This is a genomic window from Streptomyces sp. NPDC044704 (assembly GCF_056433525.1).
Genome location: NZ_JBWKGY010000010.1, coordinates 173,421 through 185,605, shown reverse-complemented (window position 1 = coordinate 185,605; position 12,185 = coordinate 173,421). Strand labels below are relative to the sequence as shown.

The window sequence follows — 12,185 nt, the reverse complement described above, 5'->3', positions numbered from 1 at the left end:
TACAAAGGAATTTGTGTTCCGAGGACGGGTAGGCACGGGTGACATCAAGGCCGATGACAGGAGAAGAGGAAACGGTCATGCCGGAAACTCCGCCTGCTCCGTTCGCCCAGGACTTCGACCACGCCCCCCTCACCGAGACCGCCGCGGAGGACCTGGTCCACGGCATCTGTTTCAAGACGGGCCCGCCCCGGCTGCTCGGCGCCGAGCTGGAATGGCTCGTGCTGGACGCCGAACGGCCCTGGCTGCCGTTGCCCCCCGACCGGCTGGCGGCCGCCCACGAGGCGGCCCGTGCCCTGACCCTGCACTCCACCGTCACCGTCGAACCCGGCGGGCAGCTGGAGCTCAGCTCCGAGCCCGCCGCCTCCCTCACCGCCTGCGTGGACGGCCTCCAGGAGGACCTCGCCGCGGTACGGGCCGCCTTGGACGCCCGGGGGCTGGTCCTGCGGGGCCTCGGCCAGGACCCGCGCCGCCCCCTGCGCCGGCTGCTCGGCAGCCCGCGCTACGACGCGATGGAGACGTACTTCGACCGCACCGGCCCGGCCGGACGCGCCATGATGTGCTCCTCCGCCTCCGTCCAGGTCTGCGTCGACGCCGGTCAGGAGGAGCCGGGCCCGCTCGGGCACGGCCGCCGCTGGCGCATGGCCCACCTGCTGGGCGCCGTACTGGTGGCCGCCTTCGCCAACTCGCCCGCCCGCGAAGGCCCGTACCGCGGCTGGCGGTGCGCCCGGCAGGGCATCTGGCACGACCTCGACAGCCGCCGCTCCCTGGCCCCGCCGCTGGACCTGGACCCCCGGTCCGGCTGGGCCCGGCACGCCCTGGACACCGGGGTGATGTGCGTGCGGTCCGAGGACGGCGGGCCGTGGACCGTGCCGGACGGGCCGACCTTCCGGGACTGGCTGCGCGGCGACGCCCCCGCGGACACCCCGGCCGCCGGCGGCGCCACCACCGGCACCGGCTGGCCGAGGCCGCCCACCGCGCAGGACCTGGAGTACCACCTCAGCACCCTCTTCCCGCCGGTCCGGCCGCGCGGCCACCTGGAGCTGCGGATGATCGACGCACAGCCCGGCGAGGACGGCTGGCTGGTGCCCACGGCCGTCGTGCACGCGCTCTTCGACGACCCTGAGGCCGCGGAGACCGCCTACCGGGTGTCCAAGGCCCTGGGCGACGCCTACGGGTCGCACCCCGCCCCGCGCAATCCGCTGTGGCGGTCCGCCGCCCGTGCGGGGCTCGCCGACCCCGACCTGCGGACGGCGGCCACGGCGTGCTTCCTGGCGGCGGGCGAGGCCCTGCCGCGGCTGGGGGCCGGTACGCACGTACGCGACACGGTCGGTGCGTTCACCGAGCGCTACGTCCTGCGCGGCCGCTGCCCGGCCGACGAGGCCGAGGAGGACGACCTGTGGCAGCCCGCCGGGAAGGAACCGCGCCCATGACCACCGAGAGCCACCACCGGACCACCCCCGGAGCCCCGCATTCCGCGACCCGCGCCGCCCCCGAGCCGCTGCGCGAGCGCGCCGTCGCCGCCCTGACCGCGGCGCGCGCCCGTACCGCCGCGCTGACGGACCCCGTGGACGACCGGGACCTCATCGCCCAGCACTCCCCCCTGATGTCCCCGCTCGTCTGGGACCTGGCGCACATCGGGAACATGGAGGAGCTCTGGCTGCTGCGCAACGTGGCCGGCCGCGCGTCCATGCGCCCCGAGATAGACCCGCTCTACGACGCCTTCGAGCACCCCCGCTCCGAGCGGCCGAAGCTGCCGCTACTGGGGCCCGAGGAGGCCCGCCGGTACGCCGCCGAGGTGCGCGGCCGGGTCTTCGACCTGCTGGAGCACGTCCCGATGGAGGGCACCGGCCTGCTGGCCGACGGCTACGTCTTCGGGATGATCGCCCAGCACGAACAGCAGCACGACGAAACGATGCTGATCACCCATCAGCTGAGAGCGGGCGCCCCGGTGCTGACGGCCCCCGATCCGGACCCCCCGCAGGGTCCGCCCCCGCCGGCGGCCGAAGTCCTGGTACCGGCGGGCCCGTTCACGATGGGGACCTCCGCCGAGCCCTGGTCGCTGGACAACGAACGGCCCGCGCACGTCCGGGACACCGGGGCGTTCCTGATCGACACCACGCCGGTGACCAACGCCGCCTACCAGGCCTTCATCGCGGACGGCGGCTACCGGGAGCCCCGCTGGTGGGCCGACGCCGGCTGGGAGCAGATACGCGCGCACGGCATCGAGGCCCCGCTGTTCTGGCACCGGGAGGCGGGCCAGTGGCTGCGCCGCCGGTTCGGGGTGACCGAGCCGGTCCCGGACGACGAGCCGGTGCTGCACGTCAGCTGGTACGAGGCCGACGCGTACGCCCGCTGGGCGGGACGCCGGCTGCCCACCGAGGCCGAATGGGAGAAGGCCGCCCGCCACGACCCGGCCACCGGCCGCTCCCGCCGCTACCCGTGGGGCGACGCCGACCCGACGCCCGCGCACGCCAACCTGGGCCAGCGCCACCTGCGGCCCGCCCCGGCGGGCGGCTACCCGGCCGGGGAGTCCCCGCTCGGGGTGCGCCAGCTGATCGGCGACGTGTGGGAGTGGACCGCCTCGGACTTCCTCCCGTACCCGGGCTTCAGGCCGTTCCCCTACCGGGAGTACTCGGAGGTGTTCTTCGGCCCGGAGCACAAGGTGCTGCGCGGCGGTTCCTTCGCCGTGGACCCCGTGGCCTGCCGGGGCACCTTCCGCAACTGGGACCTGCCGGTGCGCCGGCAGATCTTCTCCGGCTTCCGGACCGCGAGGGACGCCTGATGTGCCGCCACCTCGCCTACCTCGGACCGGACGTGACCCTGGGCCGGCTGCTCGCGGAGCCCGCGCACTCCCTCGTACGGCAGTCCTGGGAGCCGCGCCGGCAGCGGTACGGCACGGTCAACGCCGACGGGTTCGGCGTGGGCTGGTACGCCGAGGGCGATCCCGTCCCGGCCCGCTACCGGCGGGCCGGGCCCGTCTGGGGGGACCTCACCTTCACGGACCTCGCCCGCGTGGTGCGCAGCGGCGCCGTACTGGCCGCCGTGCGCGACGCCACGTTCGCGGGAGCCGACGGGGAAGCGGCGGCGGCGCCCTTCGCCGAGGGGCCCTGGCTGTTCAGCCACAACGGGGCCGTCCGGGACTGGCCGGACTCGATGTCCGTGCTCGCCGCCGGTCTGCCGCCCCGGGAACTGCTCCAGCTGGCCGCGCGCACCGATTCGGCGCTGGTGTGGGCGCTGGTCCTGCACCGGCTGCGGCAGGGCGACGATCCGGGCACGGCCCTCGCCGAGGCGGTCCGCGAGGTGTCCGCCGCCGCGCCGGGCTCCCGGCTGAACCTGCTGCTGACCGACGGCACCACCATCGCGGCGACCGCCTGGGGGGACTCCCTCTGGTACCTGGCCGATCCGCCGGGCGGCCGCACGGTCGTGGCGTCCGAGCCGTACGACGACGATCCCCGGTGGTGCGAAGTGCCCGACCGGACCCTGCTGACCGCCACCCGCACGCGGGTCGCCCTGACCCCACTCAAGGAGACCACCTCGTGAGCGACTTCCAGTTGACCCGGACCCTCGACGAGCACGCCGCCGAGTCGGCGCTGCGCACGGACGTCCTGCGGGGGCTGACCGCAACCCCCAAGGAGCTGCCGCCGAAGTGGTTCTACGACGCCCGGGGCAGTGAGCTCTTCGAGGAGATCACCCGCCTGCCCGAGTACTACCCGACGCGTGCCGAGCGGGAGATCCTGCTGGCGCGGGCCCAGGAGATCGCGTCGGCGAGCGGGGCCCGCACGCTGGTGGAGCTGGGCTCCGGTTCCTCGGAGAAGACCCGGCACCTGATCGAGGCGATGCCGGCACTGGAGACGTACGTCCCGGTGGACGTGAGCGAGAGCGCGCTGACGGGGGCGGCCGAGTCCCTGCTGGCCGGGCACCCGGGGCTGAGGGTGCACGCGCTGCTGGCCGACTTCACGAAGCCGCTGCGCCTGCCGGAGGCGTCCGGTCCGCGGCTGGTGGTGTTCCTCGGCGGGACGGTCGGGAACCTGCGGCCGCCGGAGCGCGCCGGGTTCCTGGCGTCCGTGCGGGCGATGCTGTCGCCCGGGGACGCACTGCTGATGGGGACGGACCTGGTGAAGGACGAGGCCGCGCTGGTGGCGGCGTACGACGACGCGCAGGGGGTGACGGCGGAGTTCAACAAGAACGTACTGGCCGTGATCGACCGGGAGTTGGGGGCGGACTTCCACACCGCCGACTTCGACCACGTGGCGGTGTGGAACCGCGAGCAGGAGTGGATCGAGATGCGGTTGCGCGCCCGGTCGGCGGTGACGGTGAAGATCCGGGCCCTGGATCTGGTGGTGCCGTTCGAGGAGGGCGAGGAGATCCTGACGGAGGTCTCGGCGAAGTTCCGTCAGGAGGGCGTCCGCAAGGAACTCTCCGCCGCCGGGCTGGAACTGACCCAGTGGTGGACGGATGCGGACGGCCGTTTCGCGCTGTCCCTGTCGGTGGCGGACGGCGTGACGGGCTGAGCCGACCGGTGCGTTGAGCGGTGCGGCGGCCGCGGCTGTGCGGGAATCCCGGGCAGCGGCGGTCGCTCCCGTACGGCGGAGTCGGGCGCCGGCCGCCCCGGTGCGGCGAGGTCACCCGCGGCGAGGTCACCCGGGGCGGCGTCACCCGCGGTGGAACCGCCCACCGGCCGGTCGGCCCCGGCGAGGACGGCCCGCTGGGCGGCGGCGGCGAGGGCCCGGCGGTCGGCGTACCGGCCCGGTGGGATCCGCGGCAGCAGCCACACCTCGGCGCGTACCTCGCGGGCCCGGGCGATCCGCCACAGCGAGGCGGTCAGCGGGTCGTCCCCGACGAAGGCGGGCGCCCCGGCGGTTTCCCCGCCGGGCAGCCGGTAGCCGATCCGTACGGGCTGTACGGGGACCCGCGCGTCCAGCGCCGACTGGAAGGCGGCCCGCCGGAAGGGGCCCTGGGCGCGGCCGCACCAGGTGGAGCCCTCGGGGAAGACGGTGACCCGGTTCCCGCCCAGCAGGACCCGGGTGAGGGTGTCGACGGTGGCGGGCAGGGCCCGGATCCGGTCGCGTTCGATGAACAGGGTGCCGGCCCGGGCGGCGAGCCCGCCGAGCACCGGCCAGCCGCGGATGTCGCTCTTGGCGAGCATCCGGCAGGGCAGGACGGCGGCGACGAGCGGGATGTCCAGCCAGGAGATGTGGTTGGCGACGATCAGGCGGCCCCCGTCCGGGCCGGGGGTGCCGTGCACGGTGATCCGCAGGCCCAGGACCCGCAGCAGGGCGCTCGCCCAGGCGCGGACCAGGGCGTGCCGGGGGCGGGCCGGGAGGAGCCGTACCGGCGGTGCGGTCAGGGCGGCGAGCAGCATCAGGGCCAGGGCGGCGGCCAGCCGCAGCACCGCGCGCGCCACGCCCGCGGTCCGCCCGGTGTGGCCGGCGCAGGCCGCAGGGGTGCAGGGCGCGGTGGGCAGCCAGGCGCTCATGCGCCCGGGGCGAGCGAGAGGAAGTGGTTCAGGTAGCGCGGGTTGGTCCGGCGCAGGGAGAGCAGGACGTACAGGTCGGCGCAGCCGAAGCCGGCGTCGAGGGCCGGCTCCCCGCAGACCCAGGCGCCGAGGCGCAGGTAGCCGCGGAGCAGGGGCGGCAGTTCCATCCGGCCGGGGACGGTGACGCCCTCGGGGCTCCAGGGCAGGTGCGGGGTGACGCGGTACTCCTCGGGGGCGAGGTTGCGGGCGAGGACGGTCTCCCGGGTCGCGGCGGCCAGCACCCCGCCGTCGCCGAGCGGGATGGAGCAGCAGCCGGCGAGCCAGTTGTGGCCCGCGCGGTCCATGTAGCGGGCGAGGCCGGCCCAGATGAGGGCGATGACGGCGCCGTTGCGGTGGTCGGGGTGGACGCAGGACCGGCCGACCTCGACCAGGTCGGGGCGGATCGGGGCGAGGGCCGACAGGTCGAACTCGCCCTCGGAGTAGAGGCGCCCGGCGACGGCGGCGCGCTCCGGGGGCAGCAGCCGGTAGGTGCCGACGACCTGCCCGGTCTCCTCCTCCAGGACGAGGAGGTGGTCGCAGTAGGCGTCGAAGGCGTCGGAGTCCAGGCCCGGCTCGGGTCCGTCGAGGCGGGCGCCGAGCTCGCCGGCGAAGACCTGGTGGCGCAGCCGCTGGGCGGCGCGGACCTCGTCCTCGTGGCGGGCGAGGCGGACGGTGTAGCGGGGGGTGGTGGCGGGCGGCGCGAGGGGGGACGGGGACAGGGGGGCGATGGTCATGGCTGCTCCTGATCCGGGCACGGGGTGCCGGGCCGCAGGTGGCGGACCCGGCTCCTTTACTTCTTCCGTGACCGGCTGGATTCGACATGACCGCTCTGCGGCCCTTGGATGTGCGGACGCTGAACTCAGCGGTCGCGGCCCTCGCGGGGCGGGGACCCCGGCGGCCGGATGCCCCGGAAGGCGGGGGCCTCAGCGGTCGGAGCTCAGCACCTGGCTGATGGTGTCGGAGGCGGTCTTGGCCGCCTGCTGGGGGTTCTGGCCGGTGAGTACGGCCGTCATGTAGGGCTTGATCGGGTTCTTGGCCTCGATCTCGGCCCAGCGCGCCGACTTGGGGGTGGCCCGGCCCTGGGCGGCGCCGGGGGCCATGTTGACGGCGCCGTCGTTGCCCTCGACGATGTTCGCGAGGGTGGTCTTGTTCGGGACGTAGCTCATGGTGCGGGCGAGCTCGGTCTGCCACTTCTCGCTGACCAGGGCGGTGATCAGGTCCACGGCGCGGGACCGGTTCTTCGTCTTCTCGGGGATGATCAGGTCGGAGCCGCCGGTGAAGACGGCTCCGGCCTTGTCGGAGGTCTTGCCGGGTATGGGGAAGAAGCCGAGCTTGCCCTTGAGCGCGGGGTTGGCGGCCTCGATCTGGGCCGCCTGGCCGGGCGGGCCGATGATCTGGGCCACCTGGCCGCGGGCGAAGACGTCGGCCTGCGGGGGCGTCTCCTCGTCGGCGTCCTTGGGGCCGTCGCCGAGGCCCTGGAGCTGCTTGTAGAAGTCCATGCCGGCCAGGGCCTTGTCGTCGTCGAGCGTGCCGACCCACTGGCCGCTGGTCTCGACGGCGAGTTCGCCGCCCTCGTCCCAGATGAACCCGGCGAGGACGTACCAGTTCTGCCCGGCGAGGTAGATGCCCTGCTGGTCGCCCTTGTCGAGCTTCTGGGTCGCCGAGATCCACTCCTGGCGGTTCTTGGGGGTGGCCTTGATGCCGGCGTTCGCGAAGAGGTCCTTGTTGTAGATCACCACGCGGTTCGCGGCGTACCAGGGGACGCCGTACTGGGCGCCGTTGACGCTGCCGGGGTCGGAGAGGCCCTTGAGCCAGTCCTTGCTGCCCCAGTGGCGCAGTCCTTCGAGGGTGAGCTCGGAGAGGCCGCCGGTCTCCACGTACTGGGCCACCTGGGTGTTGCCGACCTCGATGACGTCGGCGCTCTCCTTGCCGGTGCCGTCGAGCACGGCGTTGACCTTGTCGCCGATCCCGGTCCACTCCTGGATCTTCACTTCCAGGTCGATGCCGGGGTGCCCCTTCTCGAAGTCGGCGGTGAACTTCGTGATGAAGTCCTCCGAGGCGCTGCCCTTCATCAGCCAGAGCGTCACCTTGTCGGACCCTTCGGCCGATCCGCCCAACTGGCCGCAGCCGGACAGGGCGGTCGTGGCCGCGAGGGCGGTGCACACGGCAAGGAAGCGCTTCTTCACAGGGGGTCACCTTCTGGGGGATGAATCTCAGATGGCTTGAAATTGGCATAGACCAATGGGTGGGTCAAGAGCCTTTCGCCCGGGATTGTTCACGCATAGTTCGCGGACCGGCGCTTACTGGGGCACCTTGGAACAAGGCATCACGACGACTGGCGGGAGACCCCATGTCCAACCACACCTACCGGGTGACCGAGATCGTCGGCACCTCCGGCGAGGGCATCGATCAGGCCATCCGGAACGGGATCGCGCGCGCGGGCCAGACGCTGCGCAACCTCGACTGGTTCGAGGTCACCCAGGTGCGCGGGCACATCGAGAACGGCGAGGTGGCGCACTACCAGGTCGGCCTGAAGGTCGGCTTCCGCCTCGACGAGGAGGGATGAACCGCGGCGACGGCTGAGCCGGCGGACGCACGGACGGCCCCGGTCAGGTGCGTCCCTCGCCCTCCTGGGCGGCCTTCAGCTCCGGCGCGTCGGCCGCCCAGTCCGCGAGGACGGTGCGGAAACCGGCGGCCCGCGCCGCCTGGCAGACCAGCTCGTCGTCGTCGACCAGCATCCGCACCTCACGGCCCCGGGCGATCCGCTTGAGCACCTCCAGCTTGGTCAGCCGCGCCGGGCGGCGGTCCTGGTTGCCGCGCATCCACAGCCGGCCCTCGGGCAGCCCGTGCGCGGCCAGCCAGGCGACGGTGTCCGCCCGGCAGCGCTCCGGGCGGCCCGTCAGGTACACCACTTCGCAGTCGGCCGCGCTCTCGACGGCCAGCGACACCCCGCGCGCGAGCGGCGGATCGGCCGGAGCGGCACCGAAGAACCCCTCCCAGTCGCGGGGCCGGCCCTCCAGGAAGTGCTGCCGGTGCGCGGTGTCGGCCAGGGTGTTGTCGAGGTCGAAGACGGCCAGCGGGCGGCGGGATGCGTTCTCGGTCATGGCCGCAGCCTAAGCGGCACCTGTGACGGCCGCCGTACCCGCCGGAGGCGCGCGCGAGGGCACACGCCGGGCAGGCGAAGGGCACGCGACGGGCACGCGGCCGGCCCGGGAATCCTGGCGGCCGCCGGGCGTTGACTCCTGTGTGATCCCCACCCTCTCGATACTCGACCGGTCCCGCACCCGCGCGGGGCACCCCGCCGCACAGGCACTGCGCGACACCGTGGAACTGGCCCGCGCGGCCGAGGAGCTCGGCTACCACCGCTTCTGGGTGTCGGAGCACCACAGCGTGCCCGGGGTCGCGGGGTCCGCGCCGACCGTCCTGGCCGCCGCCGTGGCCGCCTCCACCCGGCGCATCCGGGTCGGCACCGGCGGGGTCATGCTGCCCAACCACCAGCCGCTGGTGGTCGCCGAGCAGTTCGGGGTCCTGGAGGCGCTGTTCCCCGGCCGGATCGACATGGGCCTCGGCCGCTCCGTCGGCTTCACCAACGGGATCCGCCGCGCTCTGGGCCGCGACACCGCCGACGCCGACCGCTTCGAGGAGCAGCTGGCCGAACTGCTGGGCTGGATCGACGGCACCCAGCGGGCCCACCCCGAGGTGCACGCCCGGCCGGCCGAGGGGCTAGCGGTCCCGCCGTTCGTCCTGGCCACCGGCGAGGGCGCCGGGATCGCCGCCCGGGCCGGGCTGCCGATGGTGGCGGGCGACCTGCGGGGCCGCACCCGGCTCGTGGAGACCGTCGAGCGGTACCGCGAGGAGTTCCGGCCCTCCGCCTGGGCCGCCGAGCCCTACGTGGTGGTCTCCGGGACGGTCGCGGTCGCCGCCACCGAGGAGGCCGCCCGCCGGATCCTCGTCCCGGAGGCCTGGTCCCTGGCCCACTCGCGCACCCGGGGCAGCTTCCCGCCCCTTCGCCCCGCCGAGGAGGTGGAGGCGCTGGCGATGACCCCGAAGGAGCGGGAGCTGTACGAGGGCGCCCTCGCCGGGCACATCGCCGGAACGGAGGAGCAGGTCGCCGTTGAGCTGGCCCGCGTCGCCGAGCTCACCGGCGCCGACGAACTGCTGGTCACCACCTCCACCTACGACCGCACCGCCCTGCTGGACGGCTTCGGCAGGCTGGCCCGGATCGCCGGCCTCTAAACTGGTACGAATGCACCACTCCCCCGAGCCCCACACCCGTACGGCGCCACCAGCGGCCCCCGACCCCTGGGTCCGGGTGCGGGGCGCCCGCGAGCACAACCTGCGCGGAGTCGACGTCGACATCCCGCGCGACACCCTGACCGTCTTCACCGGCGTTTCCGGCTCCGGCAAGAGCTCGCTGGCCTTCGGCACCCTGTACGCCGAGGCGCAGCGCCGGTACTTCGAGTCCGTGGCCCCGTACGCGCGGCGGCTGATCCACCAGATCGGCGCCCCGAAGGTGGACTCCGTGACCGGGCTGCCGCCGGCCGTCTCGCTGGAGCAGCGCCGCTCCTCGCCCGGATCGCGCTCCTCGGTGGGGACGGTGACGCTGCTGTCGAACTCCCTGCGGATGCTGTACTCGCGCGCCGGAACCTACCCTCCGGGCGCCGAACGGCTCGACTCGGACGCCTTCTCCCCCAACACCGCCGCCGGGGCCTGCCCTTCCTGCCACGGCCTCGGCCGGATCCACCGCACCAGCGAGGAACTCCTGGTCCCGGATCCGGACCTGTCGATCCGTCAGGGGGCGATCGCCGCCTGGCCAGGTGCCTGGCAGGGCAAGAACCTGCGGGACATCCTGGAGGTGCTCGGGCACGACGTGGACGCGCCCTGGCGGGACCTGCCGGCGAAGGACCGCGAGTGGATCCTGTTCACCGAGGAACAGCCGGTGGTCACCGTGCACCCGGTGCGGGACGCCGACCGCATCCAACGCCCCTACCAGGGCACGTACATGAGCGCCCACCGGTACGTGATGCGGACCTTCTCCGACACCAAGAGCGCCACCTTGCGGGCGCGCGCCGAGAAGTTCCTCACCGACGCCCCGTGCCCGGGGTGCGCGGGCCGCCGGCTGCGGCCGGAAGCCCTGGCGGTGACCTTCGCGGGCCGCACGATCGCGGAGCTGGCGGCGCTGGCGCTGACCGACCTGGACGGCGTACTGGCCGGCGCCGCGCCGCAGGAGGAAGCGGCACGGGTACTCGCCGAGGACCTGCGTTCGCGCATCGGACCCGTCACCGAGCTCGGGCTCGGCTATCTGAGCCTGGACCGGACCGCCCCCACCCTTTCGGCGGGCGAACTCCAGCGGCTGCGGCTCGCCACGCAGCTGCGGTCGGGGCTGTTCGGGGTGGTGTACGTGCTGGACGAGCCGTCGGCGGGGCTGCACCCGGCCGACACCGAGGCGCTGCTCGCCGTACTGGACCGGCTCAAGGCCGCCGGGAACACGGTCTTCGTGGTGGAGCACCACCTGGACGTGGTGCGGCACGCGGACTGGCTCGTGGACGTCGGGCCGCTGGCCGGGGAACACGGCGGACTGGTGCTGTACAGCGGGCCGCCGCGGGGACTGGCGGGCGTGGCCGGATCGGCGACGGCGCGGCACCTGTTCGTGGAGCGCGGGCCGTCCGGGGCCGGCCGGCCGGTGCGCGCGGCGACGGGGGCCGTGCGGCTGACGGGGGTGGAGCGGCACAACCTCCGTGGCCTGAGCGTCGAGTTCCCGCTCGGCGTCTTCACGGCGGTGACCGGCGTGTCCGGTTCGGGAAAGTCCACGCTGGTCGGGCGGGCTCTGGCCGGGGAGGTCGCCGGGCGGCTGACGGAGCCCGGCTTCCCGGTGCGGCGGCTCGTGGAGGTGGACCAGAAGCCGATCGGGCGCACGCCCCGGTCCAACCTGGCCACGTACACGGGGCTGTTCGACGTGGTGCGCAAGCTGTTCACGGCGGCTCCGGAGGCCAAGGAGCGGGGCTGGAAGGCGGGCCGGTTCTCCTTCAACGTGCCGGGCGGCCGCTGCGAGACCTGCCAGGGCGAGGGCTTCGTCTCGGTGGAGCTGCTGTTCCTGCCCAGTACGTACGCCCCGTGCCCTGAGTGCGACGGAGCCCGCTACAACTCCGAGACCCTGGAGGTCCGTTACGGGGGTCTGAACATCGCCGAGGTGCTGGGGCTGACCGTGGAGGCGGCGGGCGCCTTCTTCGCGGAGGTGCCGGCGGCGGCGCGCAGCCTGCGCGCGCTGGAGGACATCGGGCTGGGGTACCTGCGGCTGGGACAGCCCGCGACGGAGCTGTCGGGCGGCGAGGCGCAGCGGATCAAGCTGGCCACGGAACTCCAGCGGCTGCGCCGGGACCACACCCTCTACCTGCTGGACGAGCCGACGACCGGACTGCACCCGGCCGATGTGCGGGTGCTGTTGCGGCAGTTGCACGGGCTGGTGGACGCCGGGCACTCGGTGGTGGTCGTGGAGCACGACATGGAGGTGGTGGCGGGCGCCGACTGGGTCGTCGACCTGGGGCCGGGCGGCGGCGCGGAGGGCGGCCGGGTCGTCGCCGCGGGCACCCCGACGCAGGTGGCGGCGTCCCCGACCGGCCGCACGGCCCCGTACCTGGCCCGCGCACTGGCCGGGCGGACAGGACTCTGA

General features: G+C 74.2%; 11 protein-coding genes. 7 read left to right on the top strand and 4 right to left on the bottom strand.

Features of this window, described 5'->3' with window-relative positions; all coding sequences use genetic code 11:
• Positions 1 to 77 precede the first annotated feature (77 nt).
• The 4 genes from egtA to egtD are packed head-to-tail and all read left to right on the top strand — an operon-like array spanning position 78 to position 4,511.
• Positions 78 to 1,430, top strand: coding sequence for an ergothioneine biosynthesis glutamate--cysteine ligase EgtA (gene egtA / locus AC07B0_RS24385; protein WP_478898924.1), 1,353 nt, complete (start codon positions 78 to 80; stop codon positions 1,428 to 1,430).
• On the top strand, positions 1,427 to 2,782 hold the full coding sequence (gene egtB / locus AC07B0_RS24380) for an ergothioneine biosynthesis protein EgtB (RefSeq protein WP_478898923.1): 1,356 nt from the start codon (positions 1,427 to 1,429) through the stop codon (positions 2,780 to 2,782). The genes egtA and egtB overlap by 4 nt, the downstream gene beginning before the upstream one ends.
• Positions 2,782 to 3,540: an ergothioneine biosynthesis protein EgtC gene (egtC, locus tag AC07B0_RS24375; RefSeq protein ID WP_356882908.1), complete on the top strand. Its 759-nt coding sequence runs from the start codon at positions 2,782 to 2,784 to the stop codon at positions 3,538 to 3,540. Before egtB ends, egtC begins: the two co-directional genes overlap by 1 nt.
• Positions 3,537 to 4,511 carry an L-histidine N(alpha)-methyltransferase gene (gene egtD / locus AC07B0_RS24370; protein ID WP_356882910.1) on the top strand — a complete coding sequence of 325 codons (975 nt, stop codon included), beginning with the start codon at positions 3,537 to 3,539 and terminating at the stop codon, positions 4,509 to 4,511. The genes egtC and egtD overlap by 4 nt, the downstream gene beginning before the upstream one ends.
• Here egtD and AC07B0_RS24365 read toward each other — a convergent pair.
• From AC07B0_RS24365 to AC07B0_RS24355, 3 genes are all read right to left on the bottom strand, one after another.
• Positions 4,394 to 5,476 (bottom strand): lysophospholipid acyltransferase family protein, encoded by a 1,083-nt coding sequence (locus AC07B0_RS24365; RefSeq protein ID WP_478898922.1) that lies wholly within the window; start codon positions 5,474 to 5,476, stop codon positions 4,394 to 4,396. The two genes, egtD and AC07B0_RS24365, sit on opposite strands and share 118 nt — an antisense overlap.
• Positions 5,473 to 6,249, bottom strand: a complete 777-nt coding sequence (locus AC07B0_RS24360) for a GNAT family N-acetyltransferase (RefSeq protein ID WP_356882914.1) — start codon at positions 6,247 to 6,249, stop codon at positions 5,473 to 5,475. Before AC07B0_RS24360 ends, AC07B0_RS24365 begins: the two co-directional genes overlap by 4 nt.
• 189 nt (positions 6,250 to 6,438) lie before the next feature.
• Positions 6,439 to 7,701 carry an extracellular solute-binding protein gene (locus tag AC07B0_RS24355; RefSeq protein ID WP_478898921.1) on the bottom strand — a complete coding sequence of 421 codons (1,263 nt, stop codon included), beginning with the start codon at positions 7,699 to 7,701 and terminating at the stop codon, positions 6,439 to 6,441.
• Positions 7,702 to 7,865: 164 nt separating this feature from the next.
• Here AC07B0_RS24355 and AC07B0_RS24350 point away from each other — a divergent pair, with 164 nt between their 5' ends.
• On the top strand, positions 7,866 to 8,081 hold the full coding sequence (locus tag AC07B0_RS24350; RefSeq protein ID WP_356882918.1) for a dodecin: 216 nt from the start codon (positions 7,866 to 7,868) through the stop codon (positions 8,079 to 8,081).
• Between the two features lie 43 nt (positions 8,082 to 8,124).
• Here the strand turns inward: AC07B0_RS24350 and AC07B0_RS24345 are convergent, their stop codons facing one another.
• Positions 8,125 to 8,619 carry a phosphatase domain-containing protein gene (locus AC07B0_RS24345; RefSeq protein WP_356882920.1) on the bottom strand — a complete coding sequence of 165 codons (495 nt, stop codon included), beginning with the start codon at positions 8,617 to 8,619 and terminating at the stop codon, positions 8,125 to 8,127.
• Positions 8,620 to 8,761: 142 nt separating this feature from the next.
• On the opposite strand from AC07B0_RS24345, the gene AC07B0_RS24340 reads away from it, so the two are divergent.
• Both AC07B0_RS24340 and AC07B0_RS24335 read left to right on the top strand, forming a co-directional pair.
• On the top strand, positions 8,762 to 9,751 hold the full coding sequence (locus AC07B0_RS24340; RefSeq protein WP_478898920.1) for an LLM class flavin-dependent oxidoreductase: 990 nt from the start codon (positions 8,762 to 8,764) through the stop codon (positions 9,749 to 9,751).
• Between the two features lie 10 nt (positions 9,752 to 9,761).
• A complete protein-coding gene (locus tag AC07B0_RS24335) occupies positions 9,762 to 12,185 on the top strand; it encodes an excinuclease ABC subunit UvrA (RefSeq protein WP_478898919.1) in 2,424 nt (807 codons plus the stop codon).